At 65.4% G+C, this 17,927-nt stretch carries 17 protein-coding genes; 11 read left to right on the top strand and 6 right to left on the bottom strand.

Features of this window, described 5'->3' with window-relative positions; all coding sequences use genetic code 11:
- Positions 1–18: 18 nt before the first annotated feature.
- The 8 genes from XI02_RS33095 to XI02_RS33060 are packed head-to-tail and all read left to right on the top strand — an operon-like array spanning position 19 to position 8,923.
- Entirely contained in the window at positions 19–948 is a 930-nt protein-coding gene (locus tag XI02_RS33095; protein WP_026193201.1) for a carbohydrate ABC transporter permease, read from the top strand.
- A gap of 14 nt (positions 949–962) precedes the next feature.
- Positions 963–1,820 carry a carbohydrate ABC transporter permease gene (locus XI02_RS33090; RefSeq protein ID WP_018273209.1) on the top strand — a complete coding sequence of 286 codons (858 nt, stop codon included), beginning with the start codon at positions 963–965 and terminating at the stop codon, positions 1,818–1,820.
- Between the two features lie 4 nt (positions 1,821–1,824).
- Positions 1,825–2,928, top strand: a complete 1,104-nt coding sequence (locus tag XI02_RS33085; RefSeq protein ID WP_172647308.1) for an ABC transporter ATP-binding protein — start codon at positions 1,825–1,827, stop codon at positions 2,926–2,928.
- 12 nt (positions 2,929–2,940) lie between these two features.
- On the top strand, positions 2,941–4,056 hold the full coding sequence (locus tag XI02_RS33080; RefSeq protein WP_370142870.1) for an ABC transporter ATP-binding protein: 1,116 nt from the start codon (positions 2,941–2,943) through the stop codon (positions 4,054–4,056).
- 2 nt (positions 4,057–4,058) lie between these two features.
- Complete coding sequence (locus tag XI02_RS33075) at positions 4,059–5,639, top strand: FGGY-family carbohydrate kinase (RefSeq protein WP_172647309.1); 1,581 nt, start codon at positions 4,059–4,061, stop codon at positions 5,637–5,639.
- Positions 5,632–6,672 (top strand): 2-hydroxyacid dehydrogenase, encoded by a 1,041-nt coding sequence (locus XI02_RS33070; protein ID WP_172647310.1) that lies wholly within the window; start codon positions 5,632–5,634, stop codon positions 6,670–6,672. The genes XI02_RS33075 and XI02_RS33070 overlap by 8 nt, the downstream gene beginning before the upstream one ends.
- Before the next feature lie 17 nt (positions 6,673–6,689).
- Positions 6,690–7,418 carry a class II aldolase/adducin family protein gene (locus tag XI02_RS33065; RefSeq protein ID WP_172647311.1) on the top strand — a complete coding sequence of 243 codons (729 nt, stop codon included), beginning with the start codon at positions 6,690–6,692 and terminating at the stop codon, positions 7,416–7,418.
- Positions 7,415–8,923, top strand: a complete 1,509-nt coding sequence (locus XI02_RS33060; RefSeq protein WP_172647312.1) for a glycerol-3-phosphate dehydrogenase — start codon at positions 7,415–7,417, stop codon at positions 8,921–8,923. Before XI02_RS33065 ends, XI02_RS33060 begins: the two co-directional genes overlap by 4 nt.
- Positions 8,924–8,946: 23 nt before the next feature.
- On the opposite strand, the gene XI02_RS33055 is transcribed toward XI02_RS33060, so the two are convergent.
- From XI02_RS33055 to XI02_RS33045, 3 genes are read right to left on the bottom strand one after another with little or no spacing between them, the layout of a single operon-like run.
- Positions 8,947–9,942 (bottom strand): ABC transporter substrate-binding protein, encoded by a 996-nt coding sequence (locus XI02_RS33055; RefSeq protein ID WP_172647313.1) that lies wholly within the window; start codon positions 9,940–9,942, stop codon positions 8,947–8,949.
- A gap of 21 nt (positions 9,943–9,963) precedes the next feature.
- Positions 9,964–10,773, bottom strand: coding sequence for an ABC transporter ATP-binding protein (locus tag XI02_RS33050; RefSeq protein ID WP_069278535.1), 810 nt, complete (start codon positions 10,771–10,773; stop codon positions 9,964–9,966).
- A complete protein-coding gene (locus tag XI02_RS33045) occupies positions 10,770–11,525 on the bottom strand; it encodes an ABC transporter permease (RefSeq protein ID WP_244620870.1) in 756 nt (251 codons plus the stop codon). Before XI02_RS33045 ends, XI02_RS33050 begins: the two co-directional genes overlap by 4 nt.
- Positions 11,526–11,647: 122 nt before the next feature.
- Between XI02_RS33045 and XI02_RS33040 the strand changes: the two genes are divergently transcribed.
- The 3 genes from XI02_RS33040 to XI02_RS33030 are packed head-to-tail and all read left to right on the top strand — an operon-like array spanning position 11,648 to position 15,121.
- Positions 11,648–12,775 (top strand): mandelate racemase/muconate lactonizing enzyme family protein, encoded by a 1,128-nt coding sequence (locus XI02_RS33040; protein WP_172647314.1) that lies wholly within the window; start codon positions 11,648–11,650, stop codon positions 12,773–12,775.
- Complete coding sequence (locus tag XI02_RS33035) at positions 12,775–14,370, top strand: GMC family oxidoreductase (protein WP_172647315.1); 1,596 nt, start codon at positions 12,775–12,777, stop codon at positions 14,368–14,370. The genes XI02_RS33040 and XI02_RS33035 overlap by 1 nt, the downstream gene beginning before the upstream one ends.
- Positions 14,371–14,398: 28 nt before the next feature.
- Entirely contained in the window at positions 14,399–15,121 is a 723-nt protein-coding gene (locus XI02_RS33030) for a GntR family transcriptional regulator (protein WP_172647316.1), read from the top strand.
- A 10-nt stretch (positions 15,122–15,131) separates the two neighbouring features.
- Here XI02_RS33030 and XI02_RS33025 read toward each other — a convergent pair whose 3' ends face one another.
- The 3 genes from XI02_RS33025 to XI02_RS33015 are packed head-to-tail and all read right to left on the bottom strand — an operon-like array spanning position 15,132 to position 17,918.
- Positions 15,132–16,922, bottom strand: coding sequence for a chloride channel protein (locus XI02_RS33025; protein WP_069278533.1), 1,791 nt, complete (start codon positions 16,920–16,922; stop codon positions 15,132–15,134).
- Position 16,923: 1 nt separating this feature from the next.
- Entirely contained in the window at positions 16,924–17,187 is a 264-nt protein-coding gene (locus XI02_RS46495; protein ID WP_069278532.1) for an SUMF1/EgtB/PvdO family nonheme iron enzyme, read from the bottom strand.
- The gene (locus XI02_RS33015) at positions 17,184–17,918 is read right to left on the bottom strand and encodes an SDR family NAD(P)-dependent oxidoreductase (RefSeq protein WP_172647317.1); all 735 of its coding nucleotides are present in this window, start codon (positions 17,916–17,918) and stop codon (positions 17,184–17,186) included. The genes XI02_RS46495 and XI02_RS33015 overlap by 4 nt, the downstream gene beginning before the upstream one ends.
- Positions 17,919–17,927 lie beyond the last annotated feature (9 nt).

The raw sequence follows: 17,927 nt of genomic DNA, 5'->3' as shown, positions 1-17,927 counted from the left end.
TCTCTTATCATCATGAGCATGGTCCAACTTCTCCAGACGAACGCGCAGGCAGCGCCGGCCAAACCAAGGCCGCGCGTGCGCCTCTTGCCCTATTTGCTCAGCCTGCCGGCGCTACTCGTCTGCGTGGCGATCCTGGTTCCGTTCGTGACCGCGGCGGTCTACTCGCTGCAGCGCTACCGGCTGAACCTGCCTTATCTGCGCGGCTTCATCGGCGCCGGAAACTATATCGACTTCCTGTCCGACCCGGCGTTCTGGAATACGTTCCGCGTCTCGATCACCTATACTGCGCTCACGGTCGTGCTCGAGCTGCTGCTCGGTCTTGGCATCGCGCTGCTGCTGCGCCGGCCGACCCGCTTCCACAACGCCGTGTCGATCATGCTGCTGCTGCCGCTGATGACGGCGCCGGCGATCGCCGCGCTGATGTGGAAGCTGATGACCAATCCGAGCTTCGGCATCCTGTCCTATCTGGTCGGTCTGTTCGGCGTCACCGACTTCAAATGGGCCTCCGATCCGTCGAGTGCGCTGTTCACGGTCGTGCTGGTCGACGTCTGGGTCTACACGCCCTTCATCATGATCCTGCTGCTGGCGGGCCTGCGTTCGCTGCCGCGGCAGCCGTTCGAGGCCGCGGCGCTCGACGGCGTGCCGGCTAGCTTTGTCTTCTTCCGGATCACGCTGCCGATGCTCGCGCCCTACATCATCACGGCGTCGCTGTTCCGCCTGCTCGATTCGATCCAGCAGTTCGACATCATCTATGCGATGACGCAGGGCGGGCCGGGCGACCGGCTGATGGTGTTCCAGGTGCAGGCCTATCTGGAATTCTTCCAGTACACCAATGTCGGCCGATCGGCGGCGCTGCTGATGATCCTCTGGCTGATCACCAACATCCTGTCGAATATCTTCATCAAGAACTGGCTGCGGTTGCGCGCGCGTGCGCACGGCCACGCGTGACGGGGAGGGGCGCGATGGAACATTCCAGCCTTGCCGGTCGCATCTTCCGCGGCGTGGCGCTCACGCTGATCCTGATCTTCTTCATGTTTCCGATCGTCTGGATCTTCCTGATGTCGTTCCAGACCAACGAGCAGATCCTGCGGATCCCGCCGCGAATCCTGTTCGAGCCGACGCTTGCGAACTACGAGGCGCTGATCTCCGGCCAGCTGCGCACCGCGGCCGGCAATCTGCAGATCTCCTTCATGCGCAATCTCTTCAACAGCGTCGTGCTGTCGAGCGCAGCGGTGCTGCTGGCGCTGCTGCTCGGCGTGCCGGCGGCCTACGCCTTTGCGCGCTTCAAATTCCGCCTCGGCGAGAGCATCGCGTTCACGCTGCTGTCGTTCCGCTTTGCGCCGCCGCTGCTCGTGCTTCTGCCGCTGTCACTGTACTACCAGGAGCTCGGTCTGAACGACACCTACTTCGGGATCGTCTGGGTCTATCAGTTGATCGCGCTGCCGCTGATCCTGTGGATCGTGCGCGGCTATTTCGAGGATATCAGCCCTGATATCGAGCATGCCTACCGGCTCGCCGGGCATTCCTGGCGCGAGGCCTTCACCCGAATCGCGGTGCCGCTGGCAGGGCCGGGAATCGCCGCGGCGGGGCTGCTGTCGTTCATCTTCTGCTGGAACAATTTCGTCTTCGCGCTGATCCTGGCCTCCGCCGACAAGCAGCCGGTGACGGTCGGCGCGCTCGCCTTCGTCACTGCGTCCGGTATCCAGTACGGCCAGATCGCGGCGGCGATCGTGCTGTCGGTGACGCCGACGCTGTTGCTTGCGCTTTATGCGCAGCGCTACCTGGTCGAGGGTCTCTCGCTCGGCGCGGTGAAAGGCTGATCCGATGGCGCGTCTCGAGATCAACTCGGTGAGCAAGGCATTCGGTGCGGCACGGCCCGCCGACGGATTGTCGCTGGCGGTCGAGCCCGGCGAGATCGTGGCGGTGTTCGGACCGTCCGGCAGCGGCAAGACCGTGCTGCTGCGCATGATCGCGGGCATGTTCGAGCCCGACGACGGCGACATCCTGATCGGCGGCCGCTCGGTCGTCGGTGCTCCGCCGGAGCGGCGCGGGATCGGCATGGCATTCCAGAACTTTGCCTTGTTCCCGCACATGACCGCCCGCGACAATATCGCAAGCGGCCTGCGCGCCAGGGCCGGCGGCGGCGATGTCGCCGGACGGGTTGCCGCGATCAGCAGGCTGCTCAAGATCGAGCACGTGCTCGGCCACGCGCCGCGCGAACTGTCGAACGGACAGAAGCAGCGCACCGCGCTGGCACGGGCACTGATCGGCAATCCGGATGTCCTGTTGCTGGATGATCCGCTGCGCAATGTCGACGCCAAGCTGCGCTACGAGATGCGGCTCGAGCTGCCGAACCTGCTGCGCCGCGGCACTGCGGCGGTGCTCTACGTGACCCAGGACTATCGCGAGGCGATGGCGATCGCCGACCGCATCGCGGTCTTGATCGACGGCCGGCTCGCGCAGGTCGCGACGCCGACCGATATCTATGCCCAACCCGCATCGGTCGCGGTCGCGCGCCTGTTCGGCGATCCGACCATCAACCTCGCCGAGGTATCTCCAGTGGCGGAGCACGGCACGTTGTCGGCCACGGTCGCCGGCGCCAGGATGCGGCTCGGGGCGGCCGATGGCGCGGCGCCTGCCGGTGCATGTTGGCTCGGCGTCCGGCCCGAGGATCTCGCGGTCTCCTCCGCGTCCACCGATGACGCCGTTCCGGCGCGCATTCTCGCGATCACGCCGATGCACGAGAAGGCGGTGCTGCTGCTCCGTCTGGCCGACGGAACGGAATGGCTGGCGGCGCTGCCGCCGGATGCGCCGCAAGGCGCGGCCGACGATGCCGTTTTCGTTCGCTTCTCGCCCGACGCGGCGATGCTGTTCGATCGCGCGACCGGGCTGCGGATCGGGGCGTCGCACCGGCTCAAGGCGGCATAGGAGCGGATGGTCATGGACATGCTCGAGCTACGAGGCATCGACAAGGTCTATCGCAGCCGCGGCAAGGAGCCGGTGCATGCGGTGCGCGCGCTCGATATGGCGGTCGAGAAGGGCGAGATCGTCGCGCTTTTGGGATCGTCGGGCTGCGGCAAGACCTCGACATTGCGCATGATCGCAGGGTTCGAGGACGTCTCGGCCGGATCGATTGCGCTCGGCGGACGGCGGATCCACGAGCTGCCGCCAGCGCGGCGCAAGGTCGCGATGGCCTTCGAGGGCTACTCGCTCTATCCGCCGCTGACGGTCCGCGAGAACATCGCGTTTGCGCTGAAATCCGCGCAGCTGCCGCGCGCTGAGGTAACGCGCCGTGTCGACGAGATTGCCCGTCTGGTCGAGATCGAGGACATCCTCGACAGCTATCCGCGCGCGATCTCAGGCGGCCAGCAGCAGCGCGTGTCGCTGGCGCGTGCGCTGGTGCGGGACGCCGATCTCTATCTGCTCGATGAGCCGATGGGGCAGCTCGAACCGCAGCTGCGCGCGGTGTTGCGCGGCCGGATCAAGAGCCTGCTTGCCGAGCGCGGCATGACCGCGATCTTCGTCACCCACGACCAGACCGAAGCGAGTGCGCTGGCCGACCGCATCGCTGTCATGGAAGGCGGCGTGCTGCAGCAATTCGCCAGCGAAAAGGAGCTGAAGGGCCGGCCGGCCAATCTGTTCGTCGCGAGCTTCATCGGCGAGCCGCCGATGAACCTGCTCGACGCGGAGGTGACGCGCTCGGATGGCGGCTTCCGCCTGTCGGTCGGAACCGACATGCGTTTCGATATCGCCGGCGCCGGCCTCGACGTTGAGGCGGCGAAGACGCTCGCTGCCGCGCCGCAGGTCCGGATTGGCATTCGTCCGCAGAAGATTGTGGTCGGAACCGGTGACGTCAGGGTCAAGGTCGTCTCCAACCAGTGGCTCGGCGATCAATCGCATGTCGCGGGCGATTGCGGCGGCCGCATGCTGATCGCGGTCACGCCGGGCCGCGTCGCCGCGCGGCCGGGAGACGTAATCTCGTTCGCGCTGGAGCCGCGTCACCTGCACATCTTTGGCAGCGACGGGACCTGCATTCGCCATGCGGAGGGAGCGTGACGATGACCGCTTCCGCAAGCCGCGACGTCATCATCGGCATCGATGCCGGCACCTCGCTGATCAAGGCGGTGGCGTTCACGCTGACCGGCGAGCAGCTTGCCGATGTCTCGCGGCCGAATGCGTATAGCAGCCTGGCCGGCGGCCATGTCGAGCAGGATATGGCGCGGACCTGGAGCGACACGGTCGCGGTTATTCGCGCGCTGGCGAAGTCAGTGCCCGACCTGTCGGCGCGGATCGCGGCGATCGCGGTGACCGGGCAGGGCGACGGCACCTGGCTGATCGATGACGACGGCCGGCCGGTTGCGCCGGCGTTGCTGTGGCTGGATTCGCGCGCCGGCCGGCTGGTCGAGGAGATCCGCGGCAGCGAGCACAACGCGATCCTTTACCGTCGCACCGGTTCCGGGCTCAATGCCTGCCAGCAGGGGCCGCAACTGGCGTGGCTGCAGGCCCATATGCCCGACACGATCGCCAGCGCGACCACGGCCTTCCACTGCAAGGACTGGCTTTATTTCCTGCTCACCGGTGAACGCGCAACCGATCCGTCGGAAGCCACCTTCTCCTGCGGCGATTTCCGCAGGCGAGCGTTCGATGCGGAGACCGCACGGTTGATCGGTATCGCCGACCTGACGCGCCTGTTCCCGCCGGTCGTCGACGGCGCGGTAATGACGCATCCGCTGACAGCGGCCGCCGCCATCGAGATCGGCCTGCCGGAAGGTGTGCCGGTCTGCCTCGGCTATGTCGACGTGATCTGCAATGCGCTCGGCGCCGGGCTCTACGATCCGTCACCCGATGTCGGCTGCACGATCATCGGCTCGACCGGCATGCATATGCGGCTGGTTCCGAGCGCCGACGCGGTGACGCTGAATCGGGAGGCAACCGGCTACACCATGCCGTTCCCGGTGCCAGGTCATTATGCCCAGATGCAGTCCAACATGGCGGCGACGCTGAATATCGACTGGATGCTCGATCTCGCCCGCGACATGCTGGCGGCGGAAGGCGTGACGCGCACGCGCACAGAGCTGATCCGCCGGCTCGACGATCAGGTGCTGCGAGCGAGGCCCGGCGAGGTGCTGTTTCATCCCTTCATTTCCGATGCCGGTGAGCGCGGTCCGTTCGTCGCGCATGAGGCCAGCGCGCAATTCTTCGGCTTGCGCTCGCGCCACCGCTATGGCGACCTGATGCGCGGCGTGATGGAGGGCCTGGCCTTCGCCGCACGGGATTGTTACGCGGCGATGGGGTCGCTGCCGCGCGATGTCAGGATCACAGGCGGCGCGGCGAAGAGCCGTGCGCTCGGCGCCATCCTCGGGGCCGCACTGGATTGCGACGTCCGGATTTGCAGCCGTGCCGAGGCCGGCGCGGCGGGCGCTGCGATGATCGCGGCGGTCGCGATCGATGCCTATCCCGACATGCGCGCATGCGCCGAGCAGTGGGTCGCGCCGCATCTAAGCGCGCCGCAATCGCCGGACGCAGCGCTGGCGAAGCGCTATGCCAGCATCTTCCCGACCTATCTCGAGGCAAGGCTGGCGTCGCGGCCGGTCTGGAAGCAACTCGCCGCGCTGCGCGCCGGAGGCGATCATGTCTAAGTCCATCGCCATCGTCGGCGACCGCTTCATGCTGCCCTCGGTGTTCGCCGAGCACATCCGATCAGCCTGCGGCGATGGCGTCGACATCCGCACCCTGGAGCAGCCCTGGCCGGACGAGCCGATGGAGCACGGTTACGCCGGCTCGAAGCTCGATGGCCTGAAGGAGTTCATGGGGCAGCCCGACGAGATCATCGGCTTCATCGGCGATGCCGAGCTGCTCGTCACGCATCTGGCGCCGATCTCGCGGTCGATGCTGGAGCGGCTGCCGAAGCTGAGGTTCATCGCGGTGTCGCGGGGCGGCCCGGTCAACATCGACATGCAGGCGGCGCGCGACCACGATGTGCTGGTGGTCAATACACCCGGCCGCAATGCGGGTGCGGTCGCAGAGTTCACCATCGGCGCCATTCTGGCGGAGACGCGCCTGATCCGCAGCGGTCACGAGGCGCTGCGAGGTGGGGAATGGCGGGGCGATCTCTATCGGGCCGACCGTACCGGGCGCGAGCTCGGCGAGATGACGATCGGCATCGTCGGCTATGGCGCGATCGGCAGCCGCGTGGTCAAGCTGCTGAAGGCCTTCGGCTGCAAGATTTTGGTCGCCGACCCCTATGTCCAGCTCAGCGCCCAGGACCGCAATGACGGCGTCGAGCATGTCGCGCTCGGCGAATTGCTCGGCCGCGCCGACGTCGTCACGCTGCACGCCCGGGTGACGCCGGAGACTACCCGTTTCATCGGGCGCGAGGCGCTGACGCGGATCAAGCCGGGCGCGTTCCTGATCAACACCGCGCGCGGTCCGCTGGTCGACTATGATGCGCTGCATGATGCGCTGGCATCGGGGCATCTCGGCGGCGCCATGCTCGACACCTTCGCGGTCGAGCCGGTTCCGGCGGACTGGCCGCTGCTGCGACTTCCCAACGTCACGCTGACGCCGCACATCGCCGGCGCTTCCGTGCGCACCGTCACCGTGGCCGCCGGGCAGGCGGCCGAAGAGGTTCGCCGCTTCCTGGCCGGCGAGCCGCCACGCAATCCGTGCTGAAGAGAAAGGCAGTTCGTATGACCCGTGAGGAACGACAATTGCGCGAGGCGATCATCGCCAAGTGCCGGTGGATGAATGCGTCGGGTCTCAACCAGGGGACATCGGGCAACATCTCCGCCCGCTACAAGGACCGGATGCTGATCACGCCGTCGGCGACGCCCTACGATTCGATGAAGCCGGAGATGATCGCCTCGATGCCGCTCGAGGGCGACTATGGCGCGTGGGAGGGGCCGCTGCAGCCGTCCACCGAATGGCGCTTCCATCTCGACATCACGCGCGCCCGGCCCGATGTCGGCGCCATCGTCCATACTCACTCGACCTACGCGACCGTGCTCGCGATCGCGCGCAAGCCGATCCCGGCCTGCCATTACATGATGGCGGCGTTCGGCGGCACCGAGATCCGCTGCGCCGGCTATGCGCGCTACGGCACCAAGGAATTGTCCGACCATGCGATCGCGGCGCTCGAAGGACGCAACGGCTGCCTGCTCGCCAATCACGGCATGATCGCGCTCGGCGCCAATCTCGACAAGGCGATGTGGCTCGCGGTCGAGCTCGAGACCATCGCGCGGCAGTACTACCTCTCGCTGGCGCTCGATTCGCGCGTCATCCTGACCGACGAGGAGATTGCCGACACCGCGAAGGGATTCTCCACTTACGGTCTGCAGGCGCCGAAGCCGAACAAGGCCCGCGCAACGGCAAAGGCAGCGCCGCGCCGCGCCGAGAAACGGCGCAGCAGCAAGCGATGACGGGCACTGCGCCGGTCGCAGGTAAAGATCACGGGCTGGTCGATATCGCGGTCATCGGTGGCGGCATCAACGGCGCCGGCATCGCCCGCGACGCCGCCGGCCGCGGGCTGAAGGTGCTGCTCTGCGAGAAGGATGATTTCGCCGAGGGCACCTCGTCGCGCTCGGGCAAGCTGATCCATGGCGGGCTGCGCTATCTCGAATATTACGAGTTCCGCCTGGTGCGCGAGGCGCTGATCGAGCGCGAGGTGCTGCTCGCGTCGGCGCCGCACATCATCTGGCCGATGCGCTTCGTGCTGCCGCATTCGCCGGAGCAGCGGCCGGCGTGGCTGGTCCGCACCGGGCTGTTGCTCTACGACCATCTCGGTGGCCGCAAGCAGCTGCCGGCGAGCCGCAGCCTGGATCTGTCGCGCGCTCCGGAGGGCGCGCCGCTGCGTCAGGAGTTCCGGCGAGGCTTCGAATATTCGGACTGCTGGGTCGATGACAGCAGGCTGGTGATCCTCAATCTGATCGATGCCGCGCAGAACGGCGCCTGCATCCTGCCGCGCACGCGGGCGGTGCGTGCGCGCCGCGACGGCGGGACCTGGCTGCTCGAGATGCACGGCGATGACGGCACAACGCAGGTCGTGCGGTCGCGCGCGCTGGTCAACGCCGCCGGGCCGTGGGTTCAGGATGTCATCCAGGGCGTGGCGGGCCTGAACTCCGCCCAGAGCGTACGGCTGGTCAAGGGCAGCCACATCGTGGTGCCGAAATTCTGGAACGGGCCGCAGGCCTATCTGCTGCAGAACAGCGATCGCCGGGTGATCTTCGTCAACCCCTATGAGGACGGTCTCGCGTTGATCGGCACCACGGACATTCCCTATCACGGCCGCGCCGAGGACGTCGCGATCGGCGAGGACGAGACCGATTACCTGTTGCAGGTCTTGCGCCGCTATTTCCAGACGCCGCCGCAGGCGAGCGCGATCGTGCACGCGTTCTCCGGGGTCCGGCCGCTCTATGACGACAACGCCGACAATCCGTCGGCGGTGACGCGCGACTATGTGTTCGAGGTTCACGGCGCCGAGGGCATGCCGCCGCTGCTCTCGATCTTCGGCGGCAAGATCACGACCTACCGCCGGCTGGCGGAGCAGGCGCTGCAGCGCCTCGCGCCGTGGTTTCCGAAGCTGTCGTCGGCCTGGACCGCGCATCGGCCGCTGCCGGGCGGCGACATCGGCGGCAGCTTCGATGAATTCTCAAACGGCCTGGCACGCGACTATCCCGATTTGCCGCGAATGCTCATCCATCACTATGCCCGTCTCTATGGGACGCGCGCGCGCCAACTGCTGGGGCCGGTCCGCAGCGCCGTCGACCTCGGCCGTCATTTCGGCGGTGAGTTCTATGAATGCGAAGCGGTCTATCTCCGCGAGAAGGAGTGGGCCAGGAAGCCTGCCGACTTCCTGGACCGGCGCACCAAGCACGGCCTGCATTTGACGCCGGCACAGCGCCTCGCGTTCGAGAGCTTTCTCTAGGACGGCATCCGCGTCCAGATGCGTCACGCAATCGTTTTCAAATACAGGCTCGGATCGAAATACTTGCTTGCCGGCGTAAAGTCCTTGATGCCGGCATTGGCCATGAAGAAGTCGGTCGATTGCTGCAGCCAGTTGGTGACCGTGCCGTCGGAATACATCCGCTTCCAGTCCCGCGACGAGAACATCTTCTGCGCCTTGAACGATTCGTCGATGTCGGCCATCGGGGTCTGGCTGTAATGGCCCTTCTGCAGCTTTTCCATCGCCTCGGTGCTGTTCGCGATGATGTAGTCATTGGCATCGGCCCAGCCACGGATCAGCTTCGCCAGCGTTTCCTTGTTGGGCTCGTAATAGTCGTTGGCCGCGGCCCAGCCGCCGATGATCGCGGCCTTTGGATAATAGGCTGAGGCGTCGGCGAGCTTGACCGCGCCCGGCACCTTGTCGCGAACCGTCACGTTGAAGGGCACCCAGAGCGCAACGGCAGGCACCGCGCCTGAAATGAAGGCGGTTACGGCGGCAGGCATGGTCTGGTTGACGAGTTCGACCTCTTTGGGATCGACCTTGTTCGCGCGCAGCGCGGTGTCCAGGAACACATGCGCGGTGGTGCCGGTCGCAGTTGCGATCCGCTTACCCTTCAGATCCTCGAATGACTTGATGCCCTGATCGCCGCGCACCCAGAGCTGTGCGGTCGCGACCTCGATGTCGTTGATGAGGAAGACCTTGCCCTGGCCGCGGGCCGGGAAGTTCGAGAGCACGGCGCCCGTCGCCAGCACGTCGAGGCTGCCGCCGATCAGCGCCTGGAAGATTTCGAGGCCGGTATTGAACTGCCGCAGCTCGAGATCCAGTCCCTGCTTTTCAAAGGAGCCGCGGTCCATGCCGGTCCAGATCTGGCCGTCGACGGCAACGGTGTGCAGATAGCCGACCCGAACTTTTGTTTTTGCCTGCGCAATCGCAGGCGCTGCGGCGGTGAAGGACCCCAGGGCAAGCCCGGCCGTCGTGGTCAGAAATTGTCGCCGATCCATAGGTCGTCCTCCGCTGTGTTGTTATTCCGAGAATGAGACCGGACGCATCTGCGCCTGCTGGGCGCGATACTCGTCCATCACCAGATGCTTGATATGGCTTCGCAACTCGCCGAATTCGGGCCGCTCCTGGATCGATTCGTCGCGCGGATAGGCGAACGGCACGTCGATGATCTGCCTGATCCGCGCCGGCCGCGCGGTCACCACCACGATGCGGGACGCGAGATAGATCGCCTCCTCCACGGAATGGGTGATCAGCATGACCGTCTTGCCTTCGGTCTGGAGCACCTTGAGCAGCAGGTTCTGCATGTTGGAACGGGTCTGGGCGTCGAGCGCACCGAACGGCTCGTCCATCAGCAGGAACTGCGGCTTGACGGCGTAAGCCCGCGCGATCGCGAGCCGCTGCCGCATGCCGCCGGACAAATGCTTCGGATAGGAGTTGGCGAAGTCGGACAGCCCCATCAGGCCAAGATAGTGATCGCAGATCGCATCGCGCTCGCCGGCGGCGACGTGATTGGCCCGGAGCGTCAGGCCGAAAGCGATGTTCTGTTTCACCGTCAGCCACGGGAAGACGCCATATTCCTGGAAGATGACGCCGCGCTCGGGACCGGGACCGGCGACGGGCTGTCCGTCGAACAGCACGGTTCCGGTCGTCGGCTTCTGGAAGCCGGCGAGCATGCTCATCATCGTGGTCTTGCCGCAGCCTGAAGGGCCGATCACCGCGATGAAATCGCCATCGTTGATATCGTAGCTGACATCCTCGACGACGTTGAGGCGTCCCTTCGGGGTCTCGAAGGCAAGCGAAACCTTGTCGAACCGTGCACGCGTGGTCATGCGATGGCCCGATCCTGCCAGACCAGCAACCGGGCCGTGATCTTGCGCAGGATCATGTCCATGATCAGCGCGATCAGGCCGATGCAGATGATGCCGACATAGATGACGTCGAGCAGGAAGTAGGTCGACGCATTCTGGATCATGGCGCCAAGCCCACGCTGGGCCGCGATCAGTTCGGATGCCACCAGCGTTGCCCAGGCTACCCCAAGCGCGACCCGCAGCGCGGTGAGGATGTGCGGAACGGTGAGAGGAATGATGACCTTGCGAAAGATTTCCGCCTGATTGGCGCCGAGGGTCTGCGCCACGCGGATATAGAGCGGCGTGATCTGCGAGACACCCTCATACATGACGATCACGCCGGAGAAGAACGAGGCGTAGAACAGGATGACGAGCTTTGCGAGCTCGTCCACGCCGAAATAGACGATGACAAGCGGGATCAGGGCGATCGGCGGCAGCGCGCGGAAGAAGTTGATCATGGGGTCGGCGAAGGTGCGGGCCGGGCGATACCATCCGAGCAGAAAGCCGACCGGCACCGCGACGAGAATTCCAAGCGAGACGCCGAAAAAGACGCGCCTCGTCGAGGCGAAGATGTCGATCAAAAGGCCTTCCTTGGTGAGAAGCTCGACGAACTTCGCGGCGACCTGATGCGGGGCGGGGATCAGCGATGCGTTGACGAAGCCGCTCCAGCGCACGGCATACCAGAGCAGGATCGCACCGACCCAAGGTATCAATCCGAGACCAAGGCGTCTCACGCCAGCTCCGTCCATTCGACGCATCCACCCAGATTGCAGTTGATGTTTGGCCGAGTCATATTATAAATAGGAGGACCATACAAGCGCCGCTTTGGTCGCAGGCGCCGCAGGCATTTCCGCGCATGACATCGCCGCCTTTCACTATCCGGAGCGTCCAGGCCTTTGGCTTCCGCTATCCGCTGACGACACCGGTCATCACCTCGTTCGGGCGCATGGGGGACCGGCCTGCCGTGTTCGTTCGGATCGAGGACACGGACGGTTACGCGGGCTGGGGCGAGGTCTGGTGCAACTTTCCCTCGCCGGGTGCCGAGCATCGTGTTCGGCTGGTCAACGAGGTTCTGGCACCGGCGCTTGTCGGATTGAGGGCAAGCGAACCTGATGCCGCATTCGAGCGATTGACGCGGGGAACTTCGGTGCTCGCGTTGCAATCCGGCGAAGCGGGCCCGTTCGCGCAATCGATCGCCGGCATCGATCTCGCCGTCTGGGATCTCCATGCGCGCCGCCGGAACGTTGCGTTGTGGAAACTGCTCGGCGGATCGCGGAAGCGGATCAAGGTCTATGCCAGCGGCATCAATCCCGTCGGATCGGAGCGGGCGGCGGAAGCAGCCCTCGGCCGCGGCTATCGCGCCTTGAAGCTGAAGATCGGCTTCGATCCGGCAGACGACCGGGCCAATCTCGCCGCGCTGCGCCGCCTCGTCGGCGATGGCATGCTTGCAGCCGACGTCAACCAGGGTTGGACCATCGCGCAGGCGCTCGAGCGTGCGCCGCAGCTCGAGCCGTTCGGCCTTGCCTGGCTCGAGGAGCCGATCCGCGCGGACCGTCCGCGGCAGGAATGGAAGCAGCTACACGAGACGATCCGTTTTCCGCTCGCGGCCGGTGAGAACATCGCGAGCCACGCCGGCTTTGCCGAGGTGCTGAGCGAGCCGGTTCTCGGTATCGTCCAGCCCGACATCGCCAAGTGGGGCGGGCTCTCGGCTTGCGCCGGCATCGCCCGTGACATCCTGGCGTCAGGCAAGATGTTCTGTCCGCACTATCTCGGCGCCGGCATCGGCCTCTTGGCGTCGGCGCATCTGCTGGCGGGCGTCGGCGGCGAGGGACTGCTGGAGGTCGACAGCAATGAGAACCCGCTGCGGGATCAATTTTGCGGCCCCGTGCTGGACGTCAGCGATGGCATGATCGAGCTCGGCGACGGGGCGGGTCTCGGCATCACGCCCGATCTTGCCTCGATCGAACGATACCGGACCGCTTGATGTCGGGACTTGGCTACGATTACATCATTGTCGGTGCGGGGTCGGCCGGCTGTGTGGTCGCAAACAGACTGTCGGCTGATCCTGCCTGCCGCGTGCTGCTGCTCGAAGCCGGCGGATCGGACCGGAATTTCTGGCTCAAGCTGCCGGTCGGCTATTACCGGACCATCTACAACGAGCGCTTCTCGCGCCTGTTCAGGACCGAGCCGTCGGAAGGAAGCGGCGGCCGCGCCATCGTCTGGCCGCGCGGCCGCGTGCTCGGCGGATCGTCGTCGATCAACGGCCTGATCTTCATCCGCGGCCAGCACGAGGATTTTGACGACTGGGAACGTCTCGGCGCCGACGGCTGGAGCTATCGCGACGTCCTGCCCTATTTCCGGCGCTACGAGCGCTATCGCGGCGGCGAGAGCCAGTTTCACGGCGGCCTCGGAGAGTTCGAGGTCTCCGACCTGCGGAACGACAATCCGGCGTCGAGGGCCTGGGTGGAGGCGGGCGTGCAGTTCGGCCTGCCGCGCAATCCCGACTTCAACGGCGCGACGACGCTTGGCGTCGGGTCCTATCAGCTCGGCATCGGGCGGCATTGGCGGACCAGCTCGGCATCCGCCTTTCTTCGACCGATTGCCGACCGGCGCAATCTGACCATCATCACGCACGCACAGGTGAGCAAAGTCACTTTCAACGGCCGCGTCGCGACCGGCGTCGAGTGGATCAGCAAGGGGCAGGTTCATCGCGCGACAGCCGATCGCGAGGTCATCCTGTCCGGCGGCGCGCTGCAATCGCCGCAAATCCTCCAGCTTTCCGGGATCGGTCCGGCCGACCTGCTTCGCAAGCACGGTATTCCCGTCGTCACCGACTCGCCCGAAGTCGGCTCCAATCTGCAGGACCATTACCAGGCACGGCTGATCGTGCGCCTGAAGGAGCGGATCTCGCTCAATGACCAGGTCCGCCATCCTGTCGAGCTCGCGAAGATGGGGTTGCAATGGATGCTGGCCGGGCGGGGGCCGTTGACGGTGGGGGCGGGACAGGTGGGCGGAGCGGCCTGTACCGAATATGCGGTCGGTGGGCGTCCGGACGTGCAGTTCAACGTGATGCCGCTGTCCGTCGACAAGCCCGGCGAACCCCTCCACAGCTATTCCGGCTTCACGGCCTCGGTCTGGCAATGCCACGGCCGGTCGCGCGGACAGCTCGCGATCCGCTCGGCCGATCCGTTCGAGCAGCCGCTGATCGTGCCCAATTATTTCGCCGAGGAGATCGACCGCAAGACCATTGTTGCCGGCCTCAAGATCTTGCGCGAGATCTATCAGCAAAAGGCGTTCCGCCCGTTCTGGGATGTCGAGATGGTGCCGGGCGAGGCCGCAAGCAATGATGCCGGGCTGTGGGATTTCGCGCGCAACACCGGCGGCACGGTGTTTCACTGCGTCGGGACCTGCCGCATGGGTAGCGACGCGCGGGCGGTACTCGATCCGCAGCTGCGGGTGCGCGGCGTCGAGCGGCTGCGCGTGATCGACGCCTCGGTGATGCCGCAAATCACCTCGGCCAACACCAATGCGACGAGCCTGATGATCGGCGAACGCGGTGCAGCCCTTGTGATGCCGTGATTGGGCCGCTTGATTTCCGGAGGGCGAGATGGAATTGAGTTCCGACAGTCACGTCCCCAAATATGCGCAGATTGCCGATATTTTTCGCCAGCGGATCGCGCGCGGTGTCTGGAGTCAAGGTTTTCGCCTGCCGGCCAATGAGGAGCTGGCGGCCGAGTTCAGCGTCTCGCGCGTCACCATCAGGCAGGCCGTCGAACTGCTCGCCCGCGACGGTGTCATCGAGGCGCAGCAGGGCCGCGGCACCTTCGTCACCGGGACCGTACGGCAGGACCGCTGGCTCAAGGTCGAGACCACCCTGGCCGATCTCGCGGACATGTACCGCGACACCTCTCCGGAGATCATCAACATCTCGGAAAGCCGGAGCGATGCGCCGCTGCTTCCCGAAGACGGCAAGCCGGCCGAGAAATATGTCTTCATGCGCCGTCTGCACTCGCGCCAGAAGCAGCCTTACTGCGTCATTTCCATCTATCTCGATGAGAAGATCTTTCGCAGGTCTCCAAAGCGCTTTCGCAACGAGACGGTGATCCCGATCCTCAACGATCTCAGGGATCCGGCGATTGCCAGCGCACGCCAGACATTGACCATCGGAACCGCAGACATCGAGGCCGCGCGGCTGCTGCGCGTGCCTTTGAACTCGCCGGTTGCCGAAGTCCGCCGTGTCTTCACGGCGAGCGATCGCACCGTGATCTATCTCGGTGAAGTCACCTATCGCGGCGATTTTGTGCGGATCGATATGGATCTAAGGCCATAGCGCGCAAGTATCACCGCGAAAACAGCTCCTGGTTCCGGCGTTCGAGCTCTTCCCCATAGGTGCGCAGCACATGGGATTCGCTTAAGGTGCCGATCGTGACGCGATGGTCGGCACGGTCAATGACCGCGAGGACGTCGGCTTCGCTCCGTTCAAAGGCCTTCAGGATCTCGCGAACCGACGTGGTCGGAAGCAGGTACTCATCCTGCTGCTGGGCCAGCGACCCGAGCGGATCGTCGTCCCGATTGGTGACGGAATGCAGCGTCGCCGACGCAACGATGCCGGCATAGCTGCCGTTCGGATCGCGCAGCACGACCTGCCGAACCTGCGCCGGCGAAAACAGCTTCTGCGCCTCGCCGATCGGCATTGTGGTCAGCGCATTCTCGAAGTCGGCACGCATCAGGGAGGCTGCGCTCATTTGACGGACCCAGCCGATGTCCTGCGGACCGCGGATCACCTCGCCGCGCAGGTGGAAGCGCCATGTCGCAAAGCTGTAGCCGAACAACTCGCGGACGATCAGCGCGCAGACCGATGATGCGACCACCGCCCCGACGGTCACGGAGAAATCGCCGGTGATCTCGAGTGCGAGACAAACCATGCTGAACGGTGCGCCCAGCACGCCGGTTCCGAGCGCGGCAAGAGCCGCGATGGCGGCGGTGCCGGGCTGAAGCGCGAGTGTGGGGAAGGGGCCGGTCAGCACGACGCTGTAGAGCTGGCCGATCAGCGCGCCAAGTAGCAGCGAGGCAAAGAACAGGCCGCCGCGAAAGCCGGAGCCGAGCGAGACGGCCGATGCCAGGATCTTGAGCACGATGGTCGTCGTGAGCAGGAGCCAGGTCGGATTGCTGACCAGCAGGATCTGCATTGCGCCATGGCCGGCGCCGAGCACGGTCGGCGTCAGCAGGGCGAGGCCGCCGAGGAGCAGGCCGCCAAGGATCGGACGCATGAATCCGCTGAAAAGGCTGACGCGCTGAAAGCAACGTTCTGAGAATGCGACCGCGAGCATGACGAGGATGCTGACGAATGCGCAAATGATGCCGATCAGAACGGTCTGTCCGATCATCTCGACGGACACGGGCGATGGGAAGCCAGGCACCATCAGAAACGACTGATGCGTCAACTCCCGTGCCACCAGCCAGGCCGTGACGGCGCTGGCGATGACGGGCACGAGAGCGGCCGAGGTGTAGGCTCCCAGCACGACCTCGAAGGCATAGAAGGCGCCGGCCAGCGGAGCCGAAAACGCTGCGCTGATCGCCCCCGCCGCGCCGCAGGCCACCAACAGCCGCATGTCGTTGCGGCGGGCGGCGAGGCGCTGGCCGACATGGGAGCCAAACATCGAGCAGATCTGCGTGTATCCCGCTTCCAGTCCGACCGACCCACCGAACCCGTTGGACAACAGCGTCTGGATCGAGATCAGCAGGCTGCCGCGGAAGGACACCCGGCCGCCATAGAGCGCGTTGGCTTCGATGGCGTCAGCGAGCTGCTGTCCCTTCACGCGTCGCGCGAAGTACAGCCCGATCAGCGCCAGGACCAGGCCGCCAACTGCCGGGATCAGCAGGGTGCGCTGCCAGGAAATCACGCCGGTGGCGCTGAGATGTGCGTCGAGGGGAATGTCGAACAGCAGCGCGTGCGAGGCCTGGCTGAGGCCCGAGATCGCCGCAACGAGGACGCCGCTCAGCAACCCGACGACAATGCCGACCAGCACGAGGCCAGTCTCGCGATTGCGCACGAAATTGCGCAAGAACTGCGGCAACAGACGGGTGCCGGGAGCAGCGGCCGGCTTCGCGGCATTTGTCGCCAGCGTCATCCTATGCCGGATCCTGTAGCTGCTCGGTGCGCACGACAGGGAAGCCGATCTTGCTCGACGGGCCGACCGACGCGTTCGGGCATCGCGCTGCGAAGCGGCGGCTGCCGCAGGACTCGTCGCTGAGGAAGGATCCACCGCGCGTCGAGCGGTTCGGTGCAGGCTCGCGATTCAAGGGGACTCCCGACGGTGCGAGGCGGTCCTCGTACCATTCCCAAACATTTCCGGCGACATTATGCAGGCCGTATCCGTTGCTTTCCTGGCTCATCCGGCAAGAAACCCGCCATCCACCGTGACGACGGTGCCGGTAGCATATTGTGATGCCGGCATGCAGAGGAACGCGACGGCTCCCGCAATGTCCTCCGGCTGACCCCAGCGCTTGAACGCGGTGCGATCGGCGATGCGCTGATAGTGCGCGCGATCGGTGCGGCCGGCTGCATTGATCGCCGTTTCGATATAGCCGGGGGCAACCGCATTGACCCGGATGCCTTGCTCGGCCCATGCCAGGGCGAGCGCCTTGGTCAGCATCACGACACCGCCCTTGCTGGCGCAATAGGCCGGGATTCGCGGCAGCGCCAATGTCGCGTTCATCGAGGCAAGATTGACGATCGAGCCCTTGCTCTCGGCGAGAAGCGGACGGAACGCCATGCAGGTTCGAAAGGTGCCCGTGAGATTGACGTCGAGAACCTTCATGAAGGTTTCGATCTCGTATTCCTTGTCGCGGGCAAGGATTCCCGCGCAGTTGACCAGCGCATCGACGCGCTTTTGCTGTCGGGCGAAAGAGGCGACAGCGTCGTCGTTCGTGACGTCGAGCGTTGCGAGTGTGAGGCTGGCGCGCGATTTCAGCAAAGTGCGCGCCAGATCGGTCTCGTTGGCCGCCGTTGCGGTCACCGTCGCGCCGAGGTCGCAAAACTGATTGCTGATTGCGGCGCCGATGTCGCCGGCGCCGCCGATCACCACGGCATGGAAGTCGGGCGCAAGAGAGAAATTTGAGCGCATCGGATAGGT

This window comes from Bradyrhizobium sp. CCBAU 21365, assembly GCF_015291305.1.
GTDB classification, from domain to species: domain Bacteria; phylum Pseudomonadota; class Alphaproteobacteria; order Rhizobiales; family Xanthobacteraceae; genus Bradyrhizobium; species Bradyrhizobium elkanii.
Note: the sequence above shows the minus strand (reverse complement) of the source record. Positions and strands in the feature narration are given on the sequence as shown.